This is a genomic window from Aeromonas sp. DNRA1 (genome assembly GCF_963888745.1).
GTDB classification, from domain to species: Bacteria; Pseudomonadota; Gammaproteobacteria; order Enterobacterales; family Aeromonadaceae; genus Aeromonas; species Aeromonas hydrophila.
The window spans coordinates 145,549-170,867 of record NZ_CAWPKQ010000005.1 but is presented as its reverse complement, the minus strand read 5'-3'; the positions used below and the strand labels follow the sequence as shown (position 1 = coordinate 170,867).

General features: G+C 63.7%; 24 protein-coding genes. 14 read left to right on the top strand and 10 right to left on the bottom strand.

Going from position 1 to position 25,319, the window contains the following annotated elements; all coding sequences use genetic code 11:
• The first annotated feature begins 177 nt into the window (after positions 1 to 177).
• Complete coding sequence (locus AACQ43_RS16745) at positions 178 to 2,142, top strand: LTA synthase family protein (RefSeq protein ID WP_168967944.1); 1,965 nt, start codon at positions 178 to 180, stop codon at positions 2,140 to 2,142.
• Between the two features lie 57 nt (positions 2,143 to 2,199).
• Here the strand turns inward: AACQ43_RS16745 and AACQ43_RS16740 are convergent, their stop codons facing one another.
• A complete protein-coding gene (locus AACQ43_RS16740; protein WP_011704464.1) occupies positions 2,200 to 2,670 on the bottom strand; it encodes an Lrp/AsnC family transcriptional regulator in 471 nt (156 codons plus the stop codon).
• 159 nt (positions 2,671 to 2,829) lie between these two features.
• Here AACQ43_RS16740 and AACQ43_RS16735 point away from each other — a divergent pair, with 159 nt between their 5' ends.
• Entirely contained in the window at positions 2,830 to 3,348 is a 519-nt protein-coding gene (locus AACQ43_RS16735) for a cyclin-dependent kinase inhibitor 3 family protein (protein WP_168967943.1), read from the top strand.
• Between the two features lie 8 nt (positions 3,349 to 3,356).
• Here the strand turns inward: AACQ43_RS16735 and metA are convergent, their stop codons facing one another.
• On the bottom strand, positions 3,357 to 4,310 hold the full coding sequence (gene metA, locus AACQ43_RS16730) for a homoserine O-acetyltransferase MetA (RefSeq protein ID WP_011704462.1): 954 nt from the start codon (positions 4,308 to 4,310) through the stop codon (positions 3,357 to 3,359).
• Positions 4,311 to 4,455: 145 nt separating this feature from the next.
• On the opposite strand from metA, the gene AACQ43_RS16725 reads away from it, so the two are divergent.
• From AACQ43_RS16725 to AACQ43_RS16705, 5 genes are all read left to right on the top strand, one after another.
• Positions 4,456 to 5,694 carry an HD-GYP domain-containing protein gene (locus AACQ43_RS16725; protein ID WP_168967942.1) on the top strand — a complete coding sequence of 413 codons (1,239 nt, stop codon included), beginning with the start codon at positions 4,456 to 4,458 and terminating at the stop codon, positions 5,692 to 5,694.
• Positions 5,695 to 5,752: 58 nt separating this feature from the next.
• A complete protein-coding gene (locus AACQ43_RS16720; protein WP_168967941.1) occupies positions 5,753 to 6,910 on the top strand; it encodes a competence/damage-inducible protein A in 1,158 nt (385 codons plus the stop codon).
• Positions 6,911 to 7,380: 470 nt separating this feature from the next.
• The gene (locus AACQ43_RS16715) at positions 7,381 to 9,051 is read left to right on the top strand and encodes a DUF342 domain-containing protein (RefSeq protein ID WP_339354094.1); all 1,671 of its coding nucleotides are present in this window, start codon (positions 7,381 to 7,383) and stop codon (positions 9,049 to 9,051) included.
• Between the two features lie 115 nt (positions 9,052 to 9,166).
• On the top strand, positions 9,167 to 9,976 hold the full coding sequence (yidA, locus tag AACQ43_RS16710) for a sugar-phosphatase (protein WP_168967940.1): 810 nt from the start codon (positions 9,167 to 9,169) through the stop codon (positions 9,974 to 9,976).
• Between the two features lie 362 nt (positions 9,977 to 10,338).
• Positions 10,339 to 11,109 carry a gamma-glutamyl-gamma-aminobutyrate hydrolase family protein gene (locus AACQ43_RS16705; RefSeq protein WP_076361628.1) on the top strand — a complete coding sequence of 257 codons (771 nt, stop codon included), beginning with the start codon at positions 10,339 to 10,341 and terminating at the stop codon, positions 11,107 to 11,109.
• Between the two features lie 9 nt (positions 11,110 to 11,118).
• Here the strand turns inward: AACQ43_RS16705 and AACQ43_RS16700 are convergent, their stop codons facing one another.
• The gene (locus AACQ43_RS16700; protein WP_168968083.1) at positions 11,119 to 11,514 is read right to left on the bottom strand and encodes a hypothetical protein; all 396 of its coding nucleotides are present in this window, start codon (positions 11,512 to 11,514) and stop codon (positions 11,119 to 11,121) included.
• 133 nt (positions 11,515 to 11,647) lie between these two features.
• On the opposite strand from AACQ43_RS16700, the gene AACQ43_RS16695 reads away from it, so the two are divergent.
• Both AACQ43_RS16695 and AACQ43_RS16690 read left to right on the top strand, forming a co-directional pair.
• Positions 11,648 to 13,174 carry a mechanosensitive ion channel family protein gene (locus AACQ43_RS16695; protein ID WP_118882025.1) on the top strand — a complete coding sequence of 509 codons (1,527 nt, stop codon included), beginning with the start codon at positions 11,648 to 11,650 and terminating at the stop codon, positions 13,172 to 13,174.
• Between the two features lie 41 nt (positions 13,175 to 13,215).
• Positions 13,216 to 13,617, top strand: coding sequence for an STY0301 family protein (locus tag AACQ43_RS16690; RefSeq protein WP_168967939.1), 402 nt, complete (start codon positions 13,216 to 13,218; stop codon positions 13,615 to 13,617).
• 99 nt (positions 13,618 to 13,716) lie between these two features.
• Here AACQ43_RS16690 and AACQ43_RS16685 read toward each other — a convergent pair whose 3' ends face one another.
• From AACQ43_RS16685 to lptM, 6 genes are all read right to left on the bottom strand, one after another.
• Positions 13,717 to 14,427, bottom strand: a complete 711-nt coding sequence (locus tag AACQ43_RS16685) for an HAD-IA family hydrolase (protein WP_168967938.1) — start codon at positions 14,425 to 14,427, stop codon at positions 13,717 to 13,719.
• Positions 14,428 to 14,467: 40 nt separating this feature from the next.
• Entirely contained in the window at positions 14,468 to 15,445 is a 978-nt protein-coding gene (gene xerC / locus AACQ43_RS16680; RefSeq protein WP_106553490.1) for a tyrosine recombinase XerC, read from the bottom strand.
• Positions 15,438 to 16,118, bottom strand: coding sequence for a DUF484 family protein (locus tag AACQ43_RS16675; protein WP_016349251.1), 681 nt, complete (start codon positions 16,116 to 16,118; stop codon positions 15,438 to 15,440). The genes xerC and AACQ43_RS16675 overlap by 8 nt, the downstream gene beginning before the upstream one ends.
• 80 nt (positions 16,119 to 16,198) lie before the next feature.
• Positions 16,199 to 17,029 (bottom strand): diaminopimelate epimerase, encoded by an 831-nt coding sequence (gene dapF / locus AACQ43_RS16670; protein WP_011704447.1) that lies wholly within the window; start codon positions 17,027 to 17,029, stop codon positions 16,199 to 16,201.
• A gap of 65 nt (positions 17,030 to 17,094) precedes the next feature.
• A complete protein-coding gene (gene lysA / locus AACQ43_RS16665; protein ID WP_016349249.1) occupies positions 17,095 to 18,345 on the bottom strand; it encodes a diaminopimelate decarboxylase in 1,251 nt (416 codons plus the stop codon).
• A 20-nt stretch (positions 18,346 to 18,365) separates the two neighbouring features.
• A complete protein-coding gene (gene lptM / locus AACQ43_RS16660; protein WP_017408874.1) occupies positions 18,366 to 18,542 on the bottom strand; it encodes an LPS translocon maturation chaperone LptM in 177 nt (58 codons plus the stop codon).
• Between the two features lie 73 nt (positions 18,543 to 18,615).
• On the opposite strand from lptM, the gene cyaY reads away from it, so the two are divergent.
• Complete coding sequence (cyaY, locus tag AACQ43_RS16655) at positions 18,616 to 18,930, top strand: iron donor protein CyaY (RefSeq protein ID WP_043125653.1); 315 nt, start codon at positions 18,616 to 18,618, stop codon at positions 18,928 to 18,930.
• A gap of 14 nt (positions 18,931 to 18,944) precedes the next feature.
• Positions 18,945 to 19,598 carry an alpha/beta hydrolase gene (locus AACQ43_RS16650; RefSeq protein ID WP_168967937.1) on the top strand — a complete coding sequence of 218 codons (654 nt, stop codon included), beginning with the start codon at positions 18,945 to 18,947 and terminating at the stop codon, positions 19,596 to 19,598.
• Positions 19,599 to 19,721: 123 nt separating this feature from the next.
• Here AACQ43_RS16650 and AACQ43_RS16645 read toward each other — a convergent pair whose 3' ends face one another.
• On the bottom strand, positions 19,722 to 22,256 hold the full coding sequence (locus AACQ43_RS16645) for a class I adenylate cyclase (RefSeq protein ID WP_168967936.1): 2,535 nt from the start codon (positions 22,254 to 22,256) through the stop codon (positions 19,722 to 19,724).
• Positions 22,257 to 22,579: 323 nt separating this feature from the next.
• Between AACQ43_RS16645 and hemC the strand changes: the two genes are divergently transcribed.
• The 3 genes from hemC to AACQ43_RS16630 are packed head-to-tail and all read left to right on the top strand — an operon-like array spanning position 22,580 to position 25,310.
• Positions 22,580 to 23,509, top strand: coding sequence for a hydroxymethylbilane synthase (gene hemC, locus AACQ43_RS16640; RefSeq protein ID WP_168967935.1), 930 nt, complete (start codon positions 22,580 to 22,582; stop codon positions 23,507 to 23,509).
• The gene (locus AACQ43_RS16635; RefSeq protein WP_168967934.1) at positions 23,506 to 24,240 is read left to right on the top strand and encodes a uroporphyrinogen-III synthase; all 735 of its coding nucleotides are present in this window, start codon (positions 23,506 to 23,508) and stop codon (positions 24,238 to 24,240) included. The genes hemC and AACQ43_RS16635 overlap by 4 nt, the downstream gene beginning before the upstream one ends.
• On the top strand, positions 24,237 to 25,310 hold the full coding sequence (locus AACQ43_RS16630; protein ID WP_024946056.1) for a uroporphyrinogen-III C-methyltransferase: 1,074 nt from the start codon (positions 24,237 to 24,239) through the stop codon (positions 25,308 to 25,310). The genes AACQ43_RS16635 and AACQ43_RS16630 overlap by 4 nt, the downstream gene beginning before the upstream one ends.
• The last annotated feature ends 9 nt before the right edge of the window (positions 25,311 to 25,319 follow it).

Here is a 25,319-nt window from a genome sequence, read left to right as displayed (position 1 = left end):
CAGCCGTTTATGCTGTCTTCGATCCCTGCGCGCCCTCACATAAAAATCATAAATCGTGCCAAAACATCCTTTTAAACAGCACCTACACGCAACCTTTCCCCGGGCCCGCTGTCATAACCCTGCAATATAAAAACAATGCGCCCGTGGACGGGTGCAAACAGGCTTGTAGGAACAACAATGACCACTATCAGACGATGGCTGGGACCGTTTTGGCCCATCGCCGTTTTTTCATTGATCGCGCTCGTATCTCTCTCCATCAGCCGGCTTGCGCTCGGCCTCTGGCAGCTGGAACGGGTCGACGCCGTCGCCGGCTGGCAGGAGATGCTGCTGCAGGGGCTGCGGGTCGACTTCGCCACCCTCTGCTGGCTGTGGGGCGTGCCCGCCGTGTTCACTCTGCTGCTGGCCGGACCCCATGCCGTGGGCCGTGCCTGGCTGCAGTTCATCCGGGTCTGGCTGACCCTGGGGCTCTGGCTGCTGCTCTTCCTGGAGATCTCCACCCCCTCCTTCGTGACCGAGTACGGGGTGCGGCCCAACCGCCTCTACATCGAATACCTCATCTATCCCAAAGAGGTGTTCGCCATGCTGTGGGCCGGCCGCAAGGGCGAGCTGCTGCTGGCACTGCTGTTCAGCGGCGCCGTGCTGGCGGGCGGCTGGTGGCTGAGCGGCCGCTTGCTGCGCGGCATCAGCTTCCCGCGCTGGTACTGGCGGCCCGCCTTCGCCCTGCTGATCCTGGCCATCGGTTTTCTCGGTGCCCGCTCCAGCCTGGGTCACCGCGCCCTCAACCCGGCCATGGTGGCGTTTGCCAGCGATCCGCTGGTCAATGCGCTCACCGTCAACTCCTCCTACTCCCTGTTCTTCGCCATCAAGCAGATGCGGGCCGAGGAGGATGCCAGCCAGTTCTACGGCGAGCTGCCCCGCCAGCGCATTCTGGATCTGGTTCGCCAGGAGAGCGGGCGCGAATCCCATGAATTCAGCTCCGACACCCTGCCCAGCCAAACCTTCAACGAGGCCAGCTACGGCGGCAAGCCGAAGAACCTGGTGATCCTGCTGCAGGAGAGCCTGGGCGCCCAGTTCGTCGGCTCCCTCGGCGGCCTGCCGCTCACCCCCAACATCGATGCCTTGTCGAAAGAGGGTTGGGCGTTCGAGCAGCTCTACGCCACCGGCACCCGCTCGGTACGCGGCATCGAGGCGGTGCTGACCGGCTTCACGCCGACCCCGGCCCAGGCGGTGGTCAAGCTCGGCAAGAGCCAGACCAACTTCTTCACCATCGCCGACCTGCTCAAGCAGCGGGGCTACGATACCAGCTTCATCTACGGCGGCGAGAGCCACTTCGACAACATGCGCAGCTTCTTTCTCGGCAACGGCTTCACCACCATCGTCGAGCAGAAGGACTTCAAGAACCCGGTGTTCGAGGGCTCCTGGGGTGCCTCTGACGAAGATCTGATGGCCAAGGCCGACGAGACCTTCCAAGCGCTCAGCAAGCAGGGCAAGCCCTTCTTCAGCCTGGTGTTCAGCTCGAGCAACCACGATCCGTTCGAGTTTCCCGACGATCGCATCGCCCTCTATGAGCAGCCCAAGCAGACCCGCAACAACGCCGCCAAGTACGCAGACTTCGCCATCGGCGAGTTCTTCAAGAAGGCGAAGCAGTCGGACTACTGGAAGGACACCCTGTTCCTGGTCATCGCCGATCACGACAGCCGGGTCAGCGGCGCCAGCCTGGTGCCCATCCCCCGCTTCCACATTCCGGGGGTCATCGTGGGTGACGGCATAGCGCCGAGACAGGATCCGCGCATCGTCAGCCAGATCGACATGGCGCCGACCCTGCTCTCCCTGATGGGGATCAGCGCCGACTACCCCATGCTCGGCAAGGATCTGACCCGCATGCCCGCCGACTGGCCGGGCCGCGCCATCATGCAGTACGACAAGAACTTCGCCCTGATGCGCGGCAAGGACGTGGTGATCCTGCAGCCGGAGCGGGCGCCGGAAGGCTTCATCTATGAGGATGCGACAGAGACGCTCACCCCGGCGCCGCAGCCGGCCACCATGAAGGATGCCGCCCTGGGCCTGGCGCTCTGGGGCAGCCTCGCCTACCAGCAGGGGCTCTACCGGACGGCGCCGGATACCCGCACCGTGCTGAACTGACCACCATAAAACAAAACCCGCCGATTGGCGGGTTTTTTGTAGGAAGCAGACGAGATATCAGGTGTTGAGGAAGCAGGGCAGCGAACGGCTGAACTTGTGCTCGAACACCAGCGAGGTCTCCAGGTGCACCACCTCTTCGCGGGAGGTGAAGTGATCGAACACGAAGTTGCGCAGGTGCTCGGTGTCGGCGACGCACAGATGCACCAGGAAGTCATCCTTGCCGCCCATGTGGAACAGGCTGATCACCTCGGGCAGGGCCAGGATGGCGTCGCGAAACGCATCGATGATCTGGCGGCTGTGGCGGGCCAGCTGCAGCGACACCATGGCCTGGATGTGGCCGCCGAGGGCCTGGTAATCCACCTCGCAGTGGGCGCCCTTGAGCACCCCGTCCTGCTGCAGCTTGCGTACCCGTTCCAGACAGGTGGACGGTGCCACCCCGACCAGCGCGGCCAGATCCTTGTTGGTCATGCCCGCATCGCGAAACAGATGGGCCAGGATATCCAAATCCAGTTGATCCAGGTTTCTCATCTTTACTCCTTGAACCGCTCAATTTTTTAGACTCTGCCCGTAAACCGGGCCGAACACAACGCAGATTGACATCGGGGCCGCGCCCCCTATGCTTTGGCGCACTCAAAAACCGGGGCAGGCCCGGCTTGCCTCGCCGTTGCTGGCGTCATAAGGACCTTTATGCACCCGTCTCACCCCTTCTGGAGCCAGGAAGTCCCCCGCGTCGATGGTCAGCTGCTGCTGACACCCTGCCCCGGCACCCAGCAGGTGGCGCTGCCGCTGGCGCTGGGCCAGCTCAAGCTGGCCGGGGCGCACGGCGTGCTGACCCTGATGACCGACGTCGAACTGGCCCGGCTCGAACTGGGCACGCTTGGCCAGCAGATCGAGGCCGCCGGCATGCGCTGGTTCCAGTTGCCCATCGAGGACGATCAGGCTCCCGATGCCGCCTTCGAGGCCGCCTGGCGGCAGGCACTGCCAGCCCTGGTCGGATTGCTGCGGGACGGCAAGCACCTGGTCATCCACTGCAAGGGCGGCAGCGGCCGCACCGGGCTGGTGGCGGCAGCTCTGCTGATGAGCCTGGGCCAGCCCCAGCAGGAGGCGATGACCGCCATCCGGGCCCACCGGCCCAAAGCCTTCACCCTGGCCTGCCACCGCCAATGGCTTGACAGGCTGGCTGCGCGGCTGGCCGAGGGCGACTGAGCCAGTCCCTACCTCGACGGCGAGTTCTGCTGATAGGTAAACACCTTGCCGATATCCTCGACGCGATAGCTGGTGAGCTGATAGACGTAGTAGTTGAGCCAGTTGGAAAACAGCAGGTGACCGTGGCTGCGCCAGCTGGCGCGCGGGGTCCGGGTCGGGTCGTTGTCCGGGTAGTAGTTGACCGGAATGACGGGCTCAAGCCCGGCCGCCAGATCCCGCTGGTATTCGCCATCCAGGGTCAGCGCATCGTATTCCGGATGACCAGTGACAAACACCTGACGACAATCCTTGGTGGCCGCCAGATAGACCCCGGCCTCTGCCGATTCGGCAAAGATTTGCAGATCGGTATGGGCGCGGATGAGATCCCCGTCGAACGCCGCATAGCGGGAGTGAGGCGCCACAAACTCGTCGTCGAAGCCACGCAGCAGCGGTTCGTGCTCGTCGAGCCGGTGATGGCGATAGACCCCGGACAGCTTCTCGCCGTGAGTCTGCTTCTCCATGCCGTACAGGGCTTTCAGCGCCGCCTGCACCGCCCAGCAGAGGAACAGGGTGGAGGTCACGTGCTGATGGGACCACTCGATGATCTCGACGATGCGCGGCCAGTAGACCACCTCCTCGAATTCCACCAGCCCGAGCGGCGCCCCGGTGATGATCATGCCGTCGTAGTTGTTGCCGCGCACCTGTTCGAAGTCGTGATAGAAGTTCTCTAGGTGCGCCTGGGGCGTGTTCTTCGACTCCCGATCGTCGATGCGCAGCAGATCCACGTCCACCTGCAACGGCGAGTTGGAGAGCATCCGCATCAGCTGGATCTCGGTTTCAATCTTCTTGGGCATCAGGTTGAGGATCAACACCCGCAGCGGGCGGATGTTCTGGGTGACGGCCCTGGATTCCGTCATCACGAAGATGTTCTCCTGCCCCAGCACTTCGGCGGCGGGTAACTGATCCGGGATCTTGATCGGCATGCTTACTCCCTGTACTGCATCGGTAAATATGTCTGGACATCCAGAAGCCTATAACAAAGCTACCCGACCTGTCATCAGATACCTTTTGTATTCACCCCCACCTTTGACTAGCATACGGCTCAGTGTGTCTCTCGCATCCAAGACAATGACAGGTATCAAGATTTCAGTAGACCGGCTGCAAGTCGGCAATTACGTTTCTCTGCCACTTGGCTGGCGCGAACACCCCTTCCTGTTTTCCAGCTTCAAACTCAAGAATGAAGAGGAGATCGAGCTCATTCGCCGGCTCGGTCTCAAGCTCGTCACCATCATCCCCGACAAGAGCGATGCCCCGCCCAAACCGCTGAGCCAGATCCAGGCCCAGCCGGTAGAGGCACCGGATACCTCCCAGCGTCAGGCTGAAATGCAGCTGGAGAAAGAGCGCCGCATCGAGCAGTTGCAACAGTATCGCCGCGATCTGCAGCAGTGCGAGAAGCAGTTCCAGCAATCGCTGGCCCAGGTGCGCAGCGTGATGAGCAAGATCCAGTCCCGCCCCCTCAACGCCATCGGCGAGGCGCAGGAGCTGGTCAACGCCATGACCGAGCAGATGCTGTCACTGGACGAGATGGTGCTGCACCTGGTCTCCGACAGCGAGGATGGCAACAACCTCTACTTCCACTCCCTCAACGTCAGCGTGCTCAGCATGCTGCTGGCCAAGGAGTGCAACATGTCGGCTGACGAGATCCGCCAGGTCGGCATGGGGGCGCTGTTCCACGACATCGGCAAGCTGAAGATCCCGAGCCAGATCCTGCGCAAGACCGAGCCGCTCACCAAGCCAGAGCAGAACCTGATGGCACAGCACCCGCGCTACGGGCTGGATCTGCTCAATCTGGCAAAGGACTTCCCGGCCGAGGCAAAGGGCATAGTGCTGCACCACCACGAATACCTGGACGGCAGCGGGCCGGAGGGGCTCAAGAAGGGGCAGCTCGACCCGCTCACCCAGATCGTCTCGCTCATCAACGAGTACGATAACCTCTGCCACATGCAGGCCAAGGTGCCCTACTCGGCCCTGAGCGGCCTCTACAAGCAACGCAAGGCACAGTTCAATCCTGAGTTCCTCAGCATGCTGATCCGTCTGATGGGGATCTACCCGCCCGGTAGCGTGGTACAGCTCTCCAATGGTCAGGTGGGGCTGGTGATGTCGGTCAACGCCTCCCGCCTGCTTTACCCCTCGGTGCTGGTGTACGATCCGCGCATCCCGCGCCAGGAAGCGGCCATCATCGACCTGCAGCAGGCCGAGCTCTCCATCGCCAAGGTGATCCATCCCAAGCGACTGCCGCCGGCGGTGTTTGAGTACCTCAACCCGCGCACCCGCATCAGCTACTACTTCGAACACACCAAGCCCTGATCGACCCGGCTACCCAGGTGGCCACCCCAGCCCAGCCGTCAGCCCCAAGGAGCCCGCCATGCGCATCGAAATCATCAGCACCGGAGACGAAATAGTGACGGGCCTGGTGGTGGACACCAACGCCGCCTGGCTCAGCGCCCTGCTACTGGAGCAGGGCTGGCAGGTGCGCCGCCGCGTCACCGTGGGGGACAACCTCAAGGACTTGAAGGCCGTGCTGGCAGAGAGCGCCAGTCGCGCAGAGGTGGTGCTGGTGTGCGGCGGGCTCGGCCCCACCGCCGACGATCTCACCGCCCAGGCAGCAGCCGAGGCCTTCGCTCAGCCACTCACCCTGTTTCCCAACTGGCTCGCCACCATAGAAGCGCGCTATGCCAGCCGTGGCAGGCCCATGCCCGCCAGCAACGCCAAGCAGGCCTGGCTGCCACAGGGGTGCGAGATCCTCGACAACCCGGTCGGTACCGCCTGCGGCTTTGTGGTCACCCACGCAGGCCATCAGGGCCCAAGCCGGCTCTTCTTCACCCCGGGCGTGCCATTCGAATTCAAGCAGATGGTGCGCGAGCAGATCATGCCGCGTCTCAAGGCGCTGGCCGGCGAGCAGACCGACACCGAACTGCGCCGCTTTTATACCTTCGGCGTCTCGGAGTCGGCCCTCAGCGACATGCTGGATGCAGCTCCCTGGCCCACCGGCATCGAGCTCGGCTACCGCTCCTCCATGCCGCTCATCGAGCTGAAGCTGATCGGCCACGGCGCCAGCACGGCGGATATGGACGCCGCTGAGGCGCGGCTGCTTGCGGCGATCCGGCCCTGGCTGGTAGGACGGGGCGATAAGGAGCCGGCGCAGCAGATCCTGGATCTGCTGGGGGATAGGCCGCTGACGCTGCTGGAAGGGGAGAGCCGGGGCGCCCTGCTGGCCATGTGCCACCCGCATCCGGCGCTGACGGCCAGCTTCAGTCACACCTTGGCCAGCGAGCTGGCGCAACTGGCGGCGCCCGCGGCCCCCCTCAGCCTGACCATAGGCCGCCCAGGTCCGGACGGCGTGCCGCTGCTGCTCTGTGTCGACGGGCAACAGCACGGCCAGACCCTCAAGGTCAGCCACCCGGATCCTGACAGCGGCCGCCGGATCCTCGCCTTCGCCGCCCTCGACATGCTGCGCCGCCAGTTGCAGGGGCTGGCGGTGCTCGGCGACTACCGCACCCTGGCCCGCACCGCCAGCCGCTGACAGCCAGCAACCAGCAACCAGCAACCAGCAACCAGCAACCAGCAACCAGCAACCAGCAACCAGCAACCAGCAACCAGCAACCAGCAACCAGCAACCAGGTTCTCACCCCTCGCGGGACATCAATCCAGACTCTTCTTGAAACGATGGGCGGCCAGGGGCAGCAGACAATGACGCAAGGTCGACACTCCTTTCACGGTAGCGGATCCGCCCGAGGACACCTCCTTTCCCCGTCGGACGGTAGCCGAGAGCGGCTCGCAGACGGGCTCATGGTGTCGTCAGCATACTCCCCGTTACTTTTCATTTCCTCGTCCCAGCTCACCCATTTGTGCTTAGCTCATTGACCAAAAAGGAGAAATGTCTGGATACTGCAGACCAGCACCATGTTGATGATTCGCATTTTTAACAAAATGCCGATTAACTGAAAACAAGCAGCTGTTCCAATAGGGACGCGCACGAAGGAAGGGATCCGGGTGTTAAGCAAAGAGTGGTTACTGTTGTCAGCCGATATGGAATACGCCTGCCTGCGCATCGTGCCCGGGCTGACCAACCCCATCTCGGAGAGCGATATCCAGACGCTGCTGCTGGCCTCCAACTGCCGCCGCTATCAACCGTTGACGGAGGGGATCAAGCAGGCCATCAGCTTGCTCAACACCCTGCTGAGCAACCCGACCGCCCCTGTGCCCGGCAACCCGGTGCCCATCGCCCAGCGCCACGATGCCAGCGTCCTGCTGGTGGTGGAGAAGGACCGGATGAGCGCCACCGCCCAGATCACCGCCGACTGGGGTGGCAAATACCTCACCAGCGAACAGCTGGAGCAGGCCATCCAGAGCAGCGAGATCAGTCAGGGGGTGCAGGCGCCGCTCATCGCCGCCGCCGTACTGGCCGCCAAGGAGGCGACGCCGGGCACCCTGCTCAGACTGCCGGTGGCGCAGGGCAAGGCCGCCGTCAACGGTCAGGACACCCGTTTCGAACGACTGGTGGAGACCCCGGCCGAGCGCATTCTCAAGCCTCAGGAGCTGGACCACGGCCGGGTCGACATGCGCGACCTCGGCACCATCCTCACCGTCAAGGCAGGCGCCCAGCTGATGCGCCGCCACCCCGCCACCCAGGGGGTGCCGGGTTTCACCGTCACCGGCCAGGAGCTGCCTGCCAAACATGGCAAGGACAGCCCCATGGTGGCCGGCGAGGGCACCTTCCTCTCGCCGGATGACCCCGATCTGCTGCTGGCCAGCCGCCCCGGCCTGCCGCGCCAGGAGAAGAACGGCATGAAGGTGGATGACGTACTGAGCGTCAAGCAGGTGGATATCCGCCACGGCCACGTCATCTTCGAAGGGGCGCTGATCGTGGCGGGCGACGTCACCCCGGGCATGAAGATAAAGACCAGCGGCGACGTGGTGATCGGTGGCTTTGTCGAGGGGGGCTACATCGAATCGAGCGGCACCATCACGGTGCGCAACGGCATCATTGGGCGCAAGAGCGAACAGAGTGACGAGTTCCTCTGCCACCTCAACGCCCAGGGCGAGATCCACGCCAGCTACGCCCAGTATGCCAAGCTGGAGGCCGGTGGCAACATCCACATCCTGACCCAGCTCAGCCACTGCTACAGCCGCAGCGGCCAGGATCTCAAGGTGGGTGACAGCGGCATGCGCAAGGGCCACCTGCTGGGGGGCATCAGCATTGCCAACCGCCTCATCATGACGCCGATCCTGGGGGCCTCGGCCCACAACCAGACCCGGCTGCAGATCCTCGGCGGCTACTTCACCCACAAGGAGCAGGAGCAGGCGCTGCGCCAACGCAAGCAGGAGTGCCGGGAGCAGCTGGACAAGCTGCAGGACCTGCTGCTCAAGTTGCTGCAACTGCCGAGCGACAAGCGCAATCCCCAGACCCTGCAGAAGATCAAACTGATCCGGATCCAGCATCTCGAGGAGAGCAAACTGCTGGATGAACAGCTGGAAGCGGCCCAGGAGGAACTGCAGAAGCTGATGGCGGAGATGGACATCATCGCCACCCAGCGCGCCTTCCCCGGGGTCGAAGTGGAGATGGCTCACCACCACTACCGGGTCGACATCGAGCACGGCCCCATCCACTTCGCCATCCGTGAAGATCAGCTGCAACTGACCCCCTACGAACCCCACAAGTGACGCAAGAGTGAGCCTGTCCGGCACCATCAGTCGTGATCCGGGCGGTGATTTTCGCTACACTCGGCCTCCCATTGGCCCCATCGGGCGGGCCAGCCAGACCGCAGGATAGTGAGAGATGTACAAGCTGATCGCATTGGATATGGATGGCACCCTGTTGAACTCCCAGGGCCAGATTTCCCCCCGCACCCACGCGGCCATCGCCGCCGCCCGCGCCAAGGGCGTCACCGTCGTGCTGGCCTCGGGCCGGCCGCTGGAGGGGATGAGCCGCTATCTGGTGGAACTCGGCCTCACCGGTCAGGATGACTACGTCATCTGCTATAACGGTGCCCTAGTGCAGCAGGTGGCCGATCAGCGCATCATCCGCAGCCAGCTGCTCACCGGCAGCGATGCCAGCGCCATCGCCGCCCTGGCCGACGAGCTGGGCGTCAACGTGCACGGCTTCTCGGTCAGCCGGGGGCTCATCAGCCCCAGAGTCAGCACCTACACCGAGCACGAATCCCGCCTCATCGACATGCCCATCAAGCTGCTGGACTTCGCCACCCTGCCCGCCGACGAGCAGATCCTCAAGGTGATGATGATCGATCCCGAGCCCCTGCTCTCCTCCGCCATCGCCAAGCTGCCGGCCGAGCTCTACCAGCGCTATACCGTGGTGCGCAGCGCACCCTACTTCCTCGAGTTCATGAACAAGCAGAGCAACAAGGGGACCGGCGTTGCCGCCCTGGCCGAGCACCTGGGGCTGGATGCCTCCCAGGTCATTGCGGTGGGGGATGCGGGCAACGATCACCACATGATCGAGTACGCCGGGCTGGGGGTGGCCATGGGCAACGCCACCGACGACATCAAGGCGCTGGCCCAGCACACCACGGGGCGCAATGATGAAGACGGGGTCGCCCAGGTGATCGAGCGTTTCATTCTGAATGCCTGACGCGACCAGGGGCCCCACGGGCCCCTTTTGCTATCCGGCCGCCAGTGCGGCATGTTTAATATATCCACCACGATAACGACCTTTCCTCTCCTTCCCTTCGCTACAGGCCCCTTTAAATGGGACTCAAGCCAGTCGAGCTCAGAACATATTTAACATACCGGCATCATTTCGTTTGACATATTGAACGGCCTTGGCAGACTGGGATCAGGATCCAGGCTGTCGTTGCCCAGGCTGACCGACGATTCTGGCTGTGCAACGCACCTCCGATCCCACGACCATGCCTTGAGGCATGCCCTTGCCCCGCTGACGACGGCAAGGGCCTGCCCAAGGCGCAGGACCGCTAAGGACAGCCAAGGTGAATCATGACTCGCAGCCCCCACACCCCGCGTAAACCCGTCGTACTGATGACCACGGGTGCCCAGCCCCGCAATGGCCACGCCTATCAGGTGATGACCCACAAATACATCAAGCCGCTGGTGGAGATCAGCGGCTGCGTGCCGCTGCTGGTGCCCACCTGCTGTGGCACCGAGGATCTGGCACAATATCTGGATCTGGCGGATGGCGTCTATCTGAGCGGCGCCGGCTCAAACATCGATCCCGCCCTCTACGGCCAGGAGAACCTCACCCCGGAGAAGCAGCAAGACAGAGACAGGGATCTGTTCGACATCCCGCTGGTGCGCGCCGCCCTCGATCGCGGCCTGCCGATCCTCGGGATCTGCCGCGGCATGCAGGAGATCAACGTGGCGCTGGGGGGAGACATCCACCAGAAGGTCTACAGCGAGCCAGGTTATGACGATCATCGGGAGGATGCTGACGATCCGGTGGACGAACAGTACGGCGAGAGCCATCAGGTCGAGCTGGTGCCGGGCAGCTGGCTGGCGGAGCTGATGGGACAGCCGTCGATCCCGGTCAACTCGCTGCACGGCCAGGGGATCAAGACGCTGGCCAAGGGGCTGGAGCCGCTGGCCCATGCCGAAGACGGGCTGATCGAGGCGATCCACGCCCCCGCCCTCTCCCCCTTCCTGCTGGCGGTGCAGTGGCACCCGGAGTGGAAAGCGAGCGAGAACCCTCACTCCATCAAGATCTTCGAGGCCTTTGGCGACGCCTGCCGGGCCCGCCTGGCCGGCGTCTGACGCCGCCGGCTAGTCACCGAACCCGCGCGCCTTGAGCTTGGGCAGCGCACCGCGATCCGGGCGCAGGGTTCGGCATACCTCCAGCCCCTTCAGCCCGCGCTGGATGTGATCCGGCGTGTGGCCAAACACCATGCCGTTGCTGCGATAGAGGGCGCTGTCGTCCAACTCGAACAGCTCGCCGCCGATCAAAAGCTGTTCGCGGCCGTTGACCGTCTTGCCGCGCTTGAGCGGCAACATCATGTCGCTCAGCACCTCGCCGGTGGCGCAGCCCTCGCGCCAGCGCGCCTCGTCGGCGAAGGGGGTGATGGCGATCTCGCGCCAGGAGCCATCACGAAACTCGACCCGATACTTGTCGGCCAGCTGATCACAGCCCATCAGCAACCAGGCCCCGGCAATCCAGACCATCTTGTTTAGCGTGTGCACTCGTACCACTCCCTCGTCAGACCGGTGCCCAGCATAAATAAATTGCCCCCGCCCCGCACCCATTTAGCGGGTTGAAACCAACTATGCTGGAAATAACCAATGATAAGGGGCTGCTATGTTTAGCGATAACCTCGTTGCGCTACCTACCCTGCTGTGGATTGGCGAACACCCGTTCTGGACCCTGTTGACCCTGCTCTTGCTCTTCACCCATTTCCTGCGCAGCCCTGCTCGTCGGCGGGAGCTGGTGAGCGAGCTCGGCTTCGTGATGATAAGCCTGGTGGTGATCCTGCTGATCCAGTTCGAAGGGGGCTGGTTTCGTCTGCCGCTGCCCCACCACTGGCTGGTGGAGATCTCCAGCCTGCTGGCCGGGCTGGTGCTGGTGAAGATCTGGGGGATCCTGCTGTTCCAGTTTCTGCTGCCCCTGTGCCAGATCCGCATCCCGCGCATCATCGCCGACATCGTCATCACGGTCGGCTACATCGGCTGGTGTCTGTTCCGCCTCTACGCCTCCGGCATGGCCCTCGGCGAGATCGTCACCACCTCCGCCGTCATCACCGCCGTCATCGCCTTCTCCATGCAGGACACCCTGGGCAATCTGCTGGCCGGTGTCTCGATCCAGCTCGACAACTCCATCGCCATCGGCGACTGGCTGCAGGTAGAGACAACCCAGGGCCGGGTGGTGGAGATCAACTGGCGTGCCACCACCATCGAGACCCGTAACTGGGAGACGGTGGTGATCCCCAACAGCCACCTGCTCAAGCAGCGCTTCACCGTGCTCGGACGGCGGCAGAACGCCCCCCTGCAGTGGCGCCGCTGGGTCTGGTTCGACATCACTCTGGATACCTTGCCGACCCAGATCATCGCCCTGGTGGAACAATCTCTGCGGGAGACCCGCATCCGCCACGTCTCCGCCAGCCCGCAGCCGGACTGCCTGCTGATGAACGTGGAAAACGGCATCGCCCGCTACGCGGTGCGCTACTGGCTCACCGATCTGGCGGTGGACGATCCCACCGACTCGGCGGTACGCACCCTGATCGATGCCGCCCTGCGCCGCAACGACCGACGCCTGACGCCCCCCATCTTCAACGTCTTCATGACCACGGATCAGGATCACAAGGATCAGCGCCACAAGCGGCATACCGCCGAGCGCACCGATACCCTGCGCCGCCTGCCGCTGTTCGCCATGCTACAGGAGGAGGAGCTGCTGCGGCTGGCGGATCAGGTCAAGTTCGCCCCCTTCGTCAACGGCGATCGGATGCTGAGCCAGGGAGAGGTCTCCGGCTGGCTGTTCGTGCTGGTGAAAGGGGATGCCCAGATGCTGGTGGAGGTGGAAGGGCGCGAGCTGGCGCTCGGCACCCTCAATGCCGGCGACTTCTTCGGCGAGCTGAGCCTGCTCACCGGCGAGCCCAGCCCGTTCACGGTGCGGGCCCTGGGGACCGTCGAAACCTATCGCATCAATCAGGCCATGTTCCAGGAGCTGGTGGCCCAGCGTGGCTCCCTGCTCGAGCCGCTCTACAAGGTGCTGAGCGCCCGTCAGCAGGAGCAGCAGGAGCTGCTGGCGCGGGAGGCGGAAGCCATGAAGCAGATCGCCCCGCCACGGGATCTGCTGGACAAACTGATGGCGCTGTTTGGCGGTCGATGACGTAGCATGGCGGCTCAGGCTTTCTACCAGAGATGCATTTCATGCTGTTGACCGCACTGGCCCTGAGCGCCACCCTGCAATTTGACTGCCCCGCGACCATTGAAACCCGCCAGCAGCAGCTGGGGGCCAGCCCGGAGTGGCAGGTCGCCACCCGCAACGAGCAAGGGGAACAACACCAGCCCCTCAGTCACCGGCTGGACAACCTGGCCCTGTTCGACGGCGACCCCGATGAGCGAGCCCAGCTCAAGCCGGACAACGGCGACAGCGACGCGCTGCACTACTGGAGTCTGGATCGCCACAACCCCCGCCCCTTCTACCTGGTCTGCAACTATCGGGAAACGGCCATCACCCTGCAGCAGGCGCTGCCCACCGGCATCAGCTACTGCCGGGTCAACCAGCCAGAGCCTTACAATTTGCGCGGGCTGATCTGCCGCAACGAGTGACCACTCCGGCATGACCCGTACGATGGCAGCTGCCTGCGGTGAATGATCAGCCGACAGGGGATGCATGTCGGCTGCGAATCGGCGGGTGTGAAGGTCTGATCAGAGCAGCAATTCGGCCAGCTCGCCCAGCGCCGTCAGCTCCACGTCCGGCAGCAGTTGCAGCTGTCGCCAGGGCTGACCGCGCTCGTTGAGCCAGGCGGCCTTGAAGCCGTGCAGCCGGGCTCCCAGCACGTCGGTCTGTGGATGATCCCCCACATGCAGGATCTGGCCGGGCGCCAGCTTGAGGGCCCTCTGCGCCTCTACGAACATGTCCGGCGCCGGCTTCATCCTGCTGCCGAGGCCAGCCTTGCAGACCAGGGTGAAGTAATCCGCGAGACCAGCCCGGGTCAGGTCCAGATTGCCGTTGGTGATGACCACCAGCGGGTAGCGCTCGGCCAGCCGGGCCAGCAGGGCGTGGGTCTGGTCACTCACCTCAATCTTCGAGCGCTCGGCCAGAAAACCGGCGAACACCGACGCAGCCTCACGTTCTGCCAACCCTTGCGTCATGCCCCCCGCCATCAGCGCGGCCTGAATGCCGTGCCGGCGCGCCAGACTGACGTCGTGGCGCAGTGCCGGCTGTTCCAGCAGCAGGTTGTGCTTGAGCGCCTGCCAGCGCGGCTTGTCCAGCATGGCGGTAGCCAGGTATTCGCTGCGCAGATGGCTCAGCATCCACTGCTCGGCCCGCTCGATGGCAGGGCCGTTGTCATAGAGGGTATCGTCGAGGTCAAACGAGATGGCGGCCACCGGCTGCCAGCGGCGATAGAACTGCATGGTATCTCCTCTTGTCGAGGCCGGGCGTGCTCGGCCCTCCTCATTCGTCGTCTGGAGTGGCGGGATCCCGCTTCGCCCTTGGATGGGCACTGTCATACACCTTGGCCAGATGCTGGAAGTCGAGGTGGGTGTAGATCTGGGTGGTGGAGAGATCGGCGTGACCCAGCAGCTCCTGTACCGCCCGCAGATCGCCGGAGGACTCCAGCATGTGGGTGGCGAAGCTGTGGCGCAGCTTGTGGGGATGGACGTGGGCGTTGAGCGCCTGCTTGTTGCCCCAGCCGTCGAGCCGCTCCTGCACCGAACGGGCCGACAGCCGCTGCTTGCGCTTGGAGACGAACAACGCCTCCAGCTCATCGCCGGCCAGCAGGGGGCGCAGCTTGAGCCATTTGTGCAGCCACTCCACCGCCATCCGCCCCACCGGCAGCACCCGCTCCCGCGAGCCCTTGCCGGTCACCCTGAGCTGGCGCTCGTCGAGCTTCACGTCCGCCAGATTGAGCCCCACCAGCTCGGCGAGGCGCAGGCCGGAAGAGTACATCAGCTCCATGATGGCGCGATCCCGCACCGCCAGTGGATCCTGCTCGTCGGTGATGTTGAGCAGCTGGTACATCTCGTCCACATCCAGGTTCTTGGGCAGCGGCCGCCCCTGCTTGGGGGTGACAATGCCGCGCGCCGGATTGGCCACCAGTCGGCCCTGACGCACCTGCCAGTCGCAGAAACTGCGCAGGGCGGAGACCTTGGTGGCCAGCGAACGGGGCGCCAGCCCCGCCTTGTGCATCCGGGTCACCAGACTGCGTACCTGACTCGCCTCGAGCCGGGCCCAGTCGTCGACCCCGAGCTTCACCAGCTCGGCGGTCATGGCTTCCAGATGGGCCTGGTAGTTGCTGCGGGTATGCGGGCTGAGCTGGCGCTCGACCCGCAGGTATTCGATGAAGGCCGCCAACTCGTCGGCCAGCGCAGCCGGCAATGGTTCGGCGGCTGGTGGCGCCTTGGCGGGGGATCTGGCCGGCGTCTTAGCCACGTGCCAGCTCGGGCAGACGCAGTTGCAGCAGGCGGCCAAGCTGGCCCAGCAGCAGGGTGTCGTTGTGGGGGGTGAAGTGGCTCGGATCCGAGCTGGCGAAGGCCAGCACGCCGAGATCGCCGAGCCGCATCAGCGCCACCGAGTTGACCAGCACGTCGTGGCCGAACAGTGCCTGCTTCTCGCTCTGGTTGAGTCGACCGAAGTAGTAATCCTGACCCGGCAGTCGCTGGCCCAGCAGCTGCTCGAGCTGTCTGCCCTCCGCCATGAACTTCTGCTCGGGGCCGCTCAACTGGAATTTTTTCGGGCTGAGCCAGAGCCGCAGGCCGGTCAGCCGCAGCCGCTGCACAAACGCCTTGCCCATCACGGCGCTCACTTCGAACAGGCTCTGACAGCCGTACAGCTCGCCGTAGAGATCGGCATAGACCCGGAAGATCCGCTCGTTCTCGCTGGCGATCCCCATCAGCTCGGTGATCTCCTGCTCCAGCTGCTCGATACGCTCGCGCTGTCTGTCCAGCTGGCGCTCCACCAAGGAGACGGTGCCCTTGCGTTCGTGGGGAATGCGGATCCGGTCCAGCATGGCCGCGTGGCGCTGGAAAAACTCGGGATAACGGGCCAGGTACTCCAGCACTGTGGCTTCATCCACCAGTGGTTCCTGCCGTTTGAGTTCGCTCATAACTTGGTTGGTCCATCCGAAAAAGGGGCACAAGGCCCCGACATTAGTGCTTGGCTGAGCGGGGGCCTCCCCGCCCGTGCCTATAACTCTATCTGACCGTCAAATACGTGCTCGGCCGGCCCGGTCATGTAGACCGGCTGACCCGGTCCCTTCCAGGCGATGGTCAGTTTGCCGCCCGGCAGGGTGACGGTGACCCGCTCCTTGAGCTTGCCCTGGCTGATGCCCACCACCACGGCCGCGCAGGCGCCGGTGCCGCAGGCCAGGGTCTCGCCCACCCCGCGTTCGAACACCCGCAGCTTGATCTCGCTGGCGTTGACCATCTCCATGAAGCCGACGTTGACCCGCTCGGGAAAGCGCTCGTGTCGCTCCATGATGGGACCCAGGGTCGCCACCGGTGCATCAGCCACCGAGGGCACCTCGATGACGCAGTGAGGATTGCCCATGGAGACAGCCCCGCACATCACAGTATGCTCCTGGGCCCGCAGCAGGTAGGTTTTTTCCGCCTTCTGGGCCCGGAACGGGATCTTGCCCGGCTCGAACTGGGGCACCCCCATGTTGACCGTGACCTGGTTCTCCCCTTCCAGCTGCAGCACGATGCGGCCGCGGGCCGTGCTCACCGCGATGCGATCCCGGTTGATCAGCCCCTTGAGGCGCACGAAGCGGGCGAAACAGCGGGCACCGTTGCCGCACTGCTCCACCTCGCTGCCATCGGCATTGAAGATGCGGTAGTGGAAGTCGAGCTCGGGATCATAGGGCGGCTCCACCAGCAGCAGCTGGTCGAAGCCGATGCCGAAGTGGCGATCCGCCAGCTTCTTGATGACCTCATTGCTGAAAAACACCTTCTGGGTGACGCCATCCACCACCATGAAGTCGTTCCCCAGCCCGTGCATCTTGGAAAAATCTATCAACATCGTGCGTTCCTGTACCCTTGTTCACGCTCTCACCTGGAGGAACGCTTAGAGAAATCCATTAACAATCAGGGCAGTAAATGCTCACCGCGCCAGAGATCGGCCAACTGCTCGCGCTCTCTGATGAGGAACGACTGCGCTCCGTCCACCAGCACTTCGGCGGCGCGGGGACGGGTGTTGTAGTTGGAGGACATGGTAAAGCCGTAGGCACCGGCGGAACGCACCGCCAGCAGGGAGCCCTCGGCGATCGCCAGGGTGCGCTCCTTGCCGAGGAAGTCACCGGTCTCGCAGACCGGACCCACCACGTCGTACAGCGCCGGCTCGTGGGCCGTGCGGCTGTCCACCTCGATGATGTTCATCCAGGCGCCGTAGAGCGAAGGACGCAGCAGATCGTTCATGCCGGCGTCGATCAGCGCGAAGTTGCGGGTCTCACCCGGCTTGAGGTACTCCACTCGGGTCAGCAGCACGCCGGCGTTGGCGACGATGGCACGGCCCGGTTCGAACAACAGGGTCAGATCCCGGCCCGCCAGCTTCTGCTTGAGCGCCTCGGCATATTCGCTGGGATGGGGTGGCTGCTCGGCGCCGTAATTGACCCCCAGGCCACCTCCCACGTCCAGGTGGTGAATGTGGATGCCTTCCGCCGCCAGGCCGTCGATCAGCCGCAGCAGTTTGTCGGCCGCCTCCATGAAGGGATTGAGTTCAGTGAGCTGCGAGCCGATATGGCAATCCACCCCGACGATCTCGATGTTGGCCATGGCCGCCGCCTTGCGGTAGATCGCGGGCGCCTGCTCGATGGGAATGCCGAATTTGTTCTGCTTGAGACCGGTGGAGATATAGGGATGGGTACCGGCGTCGATGTCCGGGTTGACCCGCACCGACACCCGCGCCTTCTTGCCCATGCCGCCTGCCACCCGGTTCAGACGCTCCAGCTCGGCTTCCGACTCCAGGTTGAAACAGAGGATCTCTTTATCCAGCGCGAGGCGCATCTCGGCTTCGCTCTTGGCCACCCCGGAGAAGACCACCTTGGCCGGATCGCCGCCCGCCGCCAGCACCCGCGACAGCTCGCCGCCGGAGACGATGTCAAAGCCTGAACCAAGGCGCGCCAGCAGGTTGAGCAGCGCCAGGTTGGAGTTGGCCTTGACCGCATAACAGATGAGATGGGGGATGTCTCCCGCCGCCTTGTCGAAGGCGTGCCAGTGGCGTTCAAGGGTGGCGCGGGAGTAGACGTACAGCGGGGTGCCGTACTGCTCGGCAAGTTGTTGCAGCGAGGTGTGTTCGGCCTGAAGCTGGCCGTCGGCGTCGTAGTTAAAGTGATCCAAGGGGGCGGTTCCTTCCTAAATTATTGCGGCGCGGCCTCTGGGGCAGCCTCGGCGGTCGCAGGCGTCTGTGCTTGCGGTGTACTCTGGGTCTGGGGCTGCTCGGGGGGCGGCATGTAGAGCGGTCCCGTCAGGCCACACGCGGCCAAACCAAGAGACAGAAGAGTGGCAAGCAGACACTTGGTAAGCTGGGTAATCATAATGGTTCGCTGCGAAAAAATTTTTGGCCCTCTATAATCGCACTCACATTGTTAAAAGCAACAGGATAAACCGATGAAGGATCACGAGTATCACGCCCTGACCGACGCCTTTTTCCAATATGTGGAGGACACCGTCGACGCAGGATATCCGGATATTGACTGTGAGCGTGCCGGCGGGGTCTTGACCCTGTCGTTCGAGAACAAGACCAAGGTCATCATCAACAAGCAGGAACCCCTGCACCAGATCTGGGTCGCCACCCGCGAGAACGGCTTCCACTTCGAGCTGCAAGGGGAAACCTGGATCGACAACCGCTTCGGTCACGAGCTCAAGACGCTGCTGAGCAAGGCCTGCACCACCCAGGCGGGCGAACCCGTCCAGTTCCCATGATGACGCAGCCCGCCATGATCGATCTGCATCCTGAAGGCGCCCGTCACGCGGTGATCTGGCTGCACGGGCTGGGGGATTCCGGCGCCGGCCTGGCGCCGCTGGTGGATGCGCTGGCGCTGCCCGCCGACCTGCCGGTGCGTCATCTGCTGCCCGATGCGCCGGAGCGCGCCATCACCATCAACATGGGCTACAAGATGCGCGGCTGGTACGACATCAAGAGCTTCGACAACCCGGCTGATCGCGCCGTGGAGTCCCACGTCAGGGAATCTGCGGCCCGCATCACCGCGCTGATCGAACAGCTGGTGGCCGAGGGCTTCGCCCCCGAGCGCATAGTGCTGGCCGGCTTCTCCCAGGGGGGCGTGATTGCCTCCTTCACCGCCCTGCGCCTGCCGCAGCAACTGGCGGGCCTGCTCTGCATGTCTACCTACCTGGCGGCGCCCGACGCCCTGCTTGGAGAGATGAGCGAGGCTGCCCGCAGCCTGCCCATCTGCTACATGCACGGCATCTATGACGACGTGGTGAGCCTCTCCATGGGCTGGGACGCCAAGAACAGGCTGGAGGCGGCGGGGCTCTCCCCCGAGTGGCACGAGTACCCGATGCGCCACGAGATCTGCCGCCCGCAGCTCGACGACATCCGTCAGTGGCTGCTGACCCGCCTCGCGGGCTGAGCCAACCGCGGATAGCCAAACGGCCTGCAGATGCAGGCCGTTTTCATTCGATATGAGCGATGATCCTGTGCAGCAGGGGGCCGAGACCGGGGCGCTTGCGCGCACGCCGGATCGGCCCCTGCACTACCCCGCGCCTGCGGCGGAGCCGAGCTCGCGCCCCTGACCACCGTCGCGCAGCTGACCTTGGCTGCGGTAGGGGATCACTTCCAGCTCGCCATTGATCTGCACTATCTCGTAGTACTGGGGCAGGTTGAAGTTGCTGAACTGGCCCGCGTCGCTGAAGCGCTCGTGGCTGGAGGTATAGAAGCGGTTCACCCCCTGCACCAGCTCATCCTTGTTGCCAGCGAAGTGCTGGTAGATCTCCACCCGGTTCGCCTCGTCCAGGATATAGATGTTGGTACCCGCATCCCGGGTATCGAAGAAGAACTGCACCAGCCCCTCGCTGGCGTAGGCATCGACGATGCCGGGCAGATGCTGGCTGTGGGTCTTGTCGAGCCGCAGCGGCAGGTGATCCAGCTTGTTGTGGGAGATATGGCGATAGAAGTCGACCGCGTTCTCCAGCTTCTTGACCGACACCCCGCGCCGCTCGAAGAAGATGCCGTACTTCTCGCGGCCGAGGGCGAGCGTCTTGACCAGCTGCTGCTTGTCGCGGGCCAGGCGCAGCTCGATGCACTCGGCCACCAGCTGCTGGAAGCGGGTCCGCACCAGAGATCGGAAGTGCTGGCTGTAGCAGAACACCTCGATCATCTCGGGGGCGGCGGCATCCTGGTGCATCTTGCCGAGAATGGTGGTGAGAGCATCCACCACCGCCTCGTCCCCCTGGAAGTGCAGGGTACGGATCTCGCTCCAGGAGTTGCGATAGACCAGGTCCACCGAACCCACCAGGCACTCCTGGTTGCGGCCGAACGAGAAGACGTCGGCGGCGTTGGCGTCGAATTCGATCACCTGGCCCACCCAGTGGCTGGTCGGGTCCGTCTCCAGGTTGAGGAAGATGGAGAGCTGGCGAATTTCGCACGGCCGGCTGAGGGCCAGGTTGGTGGCGCGGGGATACTTGACCGGGAAGGTGCCGGACAGATCACGACAGAACTGGTGCAGGTTGTCGATGTGCAGATCCGAGCCCTGGTTGAACAGGTGCACTCGCGACTGCGGCGTCAGCAGGCCGTTGAAGTAGGCCCACGACACCAGCTTGCTGATGTAGCCGTTATATTCGAGCGGCGCCCGACCGATGATGTCTGCCGGCTCCAGCGAATGTTTGTAGAGATACCAGCCGGCGCGGTTCAAGCGGCCGTGCGGCACCTGCACGAAACTGAGATCCGGCTCGCTCAAGTCCGGCGCAATCTTGAGGTTGATGCGCTGCACCTTGCCCGGCAGGCTCTCGAACGCGGCATAGAGCTTGCGCGACAGGATGCCGATGTCTTCCGGGTTGATGGACTCGCTGATGTTGTTGCGCCGGGCGAACTGGATCAGGTTGCGGTAGCTCTGCATCAGGGCTTCCAGCAGCTCGGCGTGCGCCACCTTGACGTCCTCGACCTTCCACTCCTGGCGGTGATCCAGATGATGCAACCGCTCCTGACTCCAGCCCCAGTAGGCCACCAGCTGGGTCATCTGCTCGCGGCGCCAGGCCGGGGAGTGCTCCTCCTTCGGGTGGCTGAGACCGTCACACACCTTCAGATAGAAACAGCGGCGCACCAGATCGAGCCGCTGCATGTCACCGATGGACTTGAGGTAGTTGGTCACCTTGTCCAGCATCAGGCAGTAGTTGTCGAGCCGGTAGTGCATCCCCTCGTTGTGCTGGAACCAGTCGCGGCTGGTCACCGACAGCAGACGGGTGTTGGGATACTCGTGGGAGTAGGCCTCCATCAATACCGACTTGAGTACCGCCTTGTAGGGGGAGTCGATGCCCTTGTAAAGCTGCCAGAGGGCGGAGCCGAAGTACTCCTCGGCCGGAATGCGGTTGAAGCCACCGAGATCGAGCCAGTCATCCTGACTCAGCTTGCCATGGGCGAACAGGCCGTTGACGTAGTCATCGTAGTGATCGTCATACTCGCTAGGCACCAGATACCAGAGCAGCCGCTTGCCGGCGATCAGCATGGCGCTGCGGTAGAACTCGTCGAGCAGCAGCAGGTGCTGGGCGCTGCCGCAGCTCTCACCCTGCATCTGGGCATCGTTGCGCTGGCGGAACTTGTCCTCGGGGATCAGGAAGAAGTTGAGATCGACCCCCCGCTGCTCGGCCCACTTGGAGAGTTGGTGGCACTTGAGATCCAGCAGCTCGAGCCGCTCCTGCGACAAACCAGCCACGTGGCAGACCCAGATATCGAGATCCGAGTGACAGCACTGGCCGATGGACGAGGTGCTGCCCATGGAGTAGAGCCCCTGGATCGACTTGTCATGGGTGGTGAGGCCGTTCAGGCAGTTGGCGTTCTGGCACAGGTCCTCGATGAAGGCCTGCTGGGCGTCATTGGCGGTAAAACTCCAGATGCCGTGCGGCACATCCCCCGCCACATAACCGGGCAACAGGGGGTGATTGAAGTGCAGCATGACGGGTAGCAGCTGAAAAACCTGCTGCCCGTAGCGACTCATGAGACCTAGCGCCCGTTGCGTCTTGAGACGATTGAGTTCGTCGTAGCGCGCCACCAGCGTGTCGAGTTTTACCAGCAATGCCCTGCCTATACCGAGGTAAGAAATGACGCACCAAAACGGGGAGACGTCAAAAAAGTGTGATCATGTTAACAATGCAAACAGCGGTGGTAAACAAGCCCGCACACAATCGCCGGATTATTTATGACAAGTCACTAAACAGTATCATTGGAAAGCAATAAAAATCTGTAATTTCAATAAATTAACCGGCAAGCCAGACTTAATAAAAATCATTTTCAGCGGCCGTTTTTGAGCTTGAGCCCGCTTTTGCGGGCTGTGCCATGAAAGCCCCTGCAAAGGGTGGTAAGATCGTTTTCCTTCTAAAGATGAAACAACTGATTGATATGGCAGCCCGAACCCTGAAAATTGCCACTCGCAAGAGCCCCTTGGCCCTGTGGCAGGCCAACTTCGTCAAAGACCGGCTGGAAGCCCTGTACCCCGAATTGCAGGTCGAGCTGGTGCCCATGAGCACTCAGGGTGACAAGATCCTGGATACCCCTCTCGCCAAGGTGGGCGGCAAGGGGTTGTTCGTCAAGGAGCTGGAAACCGCCATGCTGGAGGGACGGGCCGACATCGCCGTGCACTCCATGAAAGACGTGCCGGTGGAGTTCCCCGAGGGGCTCGGCCTGCACACCATCTGCGAGCGCGAAGATCCGCGCGATGCCTTTGTTTCCAACCGCTTCAGCCAGATTGATGAGCTGCCGCAGGGAGCCGTGGTCGGCACCTCCAGCCTGCGTCGTCAGTGCCAGCTGCGCGCGGCACGCCCGGATCTGGTGATCCGCGACCTGCGCGGCAACGTCAACACCCGTCTCGCCAAGCTGGACGCCGGTGAATACGACGCCATCATCCTCGCCGCCGCCGGCCTGAAACGGCTGGAGATGGCGCACCGCATCACCGCCTTCATCGAGCCGGAACAGAGCCTGCCCGCCAACGGTCAGGGCGCGGTCGGCATCGAGTGCCGCCTCGACGATCATGAGCTGCACGCCCTGCTGGCACCGCTCGAACACCCCGAGACCCGGATCCGGGTGCTGACCGAGCGCGCCATGAACCGTGCCCTGCAGGGGGGGTGCCAGGTTCCCATCGGGGCCTACGCCCTGGTTCAGGGGGAAGAAGTGTGGCTGCGTGGCCTGGTGGGCAGCCCGGATGGCAGCCGCGTCATCCGCGACGAGATCCGCGGCCCGCTGGCCGACGGTGAAGCCCTCGGCCACACTCTGGCCCAGCGCCTGCTGGCCGATGGTGCCGATGTCATCCTGGCCGAGGTCTACCGGGCATGATCCCGCTGGTGGTGCGCCCGGCCGCCCAGGCCGCCGAGTTGGCCACACTGCTGCGCCAGCACGGCCACGCACCGCTCTGCTGCCCGCTGCTGGAAACCGTGGCGGGCAGCGAACTGCACCGCCTGCCCGAACTGCTGCCCCAGGCTGACATCGTCATCGCCGTCAGCATGCATGCGGTTCATTTCACTCATCATTTTCTGTTGCAAACTGGTCAGACCTGGCCAAATATTGACTACTTTGCGGTCGGTCAGGCCAGCGCGGATGCCTTCGCCGAGGTGGGCATCCAGGCTTTCAGCCCGGACGATCCGCGCAGCGAAGGGCTGCTGGCCCTGCCCGGCCTGCAACAGGTGAACGGCAAGCAGGTGCTGATCCTGCGCGGCAATGGCGGCCGGGATCTCATCGCCCGGACGCTGGCCTCACGCGGCGCACTGGTGCACTATTGTGCGGCCTATGAGCGCCACTACCCCGCACTGGACGGGGACGCATTGACTCGCCACTGGCAGGCGGCCGGGCTCGACAGCCTGCTCGTCACCAGCGGTGAACTGCTGCAACGGCTGCTGGAACTGGTCCCGGACCAACAGCTGCCCTGGCTGCGCGACCGCCTGCTGGTGGTGCCCAGCCCGCGGGTGGCCGAGATGGCCGCGGCGGCGGGCTTTACCCATATCACGATTGCCCAGGGTGCATCCAACCAGGCCCTGACGGCCGCTCTGGAACTGAGGAAGATGGAATGACTGAACAGCAAGAAGTCCAGCCGAGTGCCGCGGCCTCCGTGGCCGACAACAAGCAACCCGGCCAGAAGGTCAACAACAAGAAGGGCAGCTCGGGCGCTGTGGTCGGCGGCATCGCCATCCTGCTGGCCCTCGGCCTGACCGGCGGCCTCTATCTGCACGGCCACAAGAGCGCCGTGGCCCAGCAGGGCGAGCTGAACCAGCTCAAGCTGCAACTGGCCGAAGCCATGAACAAGCTTGACCAGAGCAACAGCAAGGATGGCGAACAGCTGGCCGCCCTCGGCAAGCAGCAGCAACTGCTGCAGGACGAGCTCAAGGGGTTGCAGACCCGGGTGCTGGATCTCAACGACAAGCGCCCCAATGACTGGATGCTGGCCGAATCCGAATACCTGGTGCGGATGGCTGGTCGCAAGCTGTGGCTGGAACACGACCTCGTCTCCGCCATCACACTGCTCGGCAATGCCGACGAGCGCATCAAGGCGCTCAACGATCCCAGCCTGATGCCCATCCGCAAGGCGCTGGCCGAAGACATCGCCCAGCTCAAGGGGATGCCGCGCATCGACCGCGAAGGGCTGACCCTGAAACTGGCCGCCCTCTCCGATCAGATCGAGCTGCTGCCGCTCTCCACCGTCAGCATGCCGGAAGCCAAGAGCGAGCCCGATCAGGCCGTCAGCACCAACCCGGACGAGTGGGAAAGCAACCTGAAGAAGAACTGGGTCAAATTCACCGAGAACTTCATCACCATCCGCCGTCGTGACGGCGCGGTGGAGGCCCTGCTCTCCCCGCAGCAGGAGATATTCCTGCGCGAGAACCTCAAGACCAAGCTGCTGCAGGCCCAGCTCGCCGTCTACCGTGAGCAGCAGGCCCTCTATGACGACAGCCTGGACAAGGCCCAACGCTGGCTGACCCAGTATTTCGACACCGACAACAGCGCCACCCACTACATGCAGTCCGAGCTGGACAAGCTCAAGGGGGAGCAGATCCAGTTCAACTATCCGGATCGCTTCAAGACCCAGGCCATGCTGGAAGAGGTGCTGACCGAGCGCCTGCAGCGCATTCTGGCCAGCAACTGAGGAGGGCAC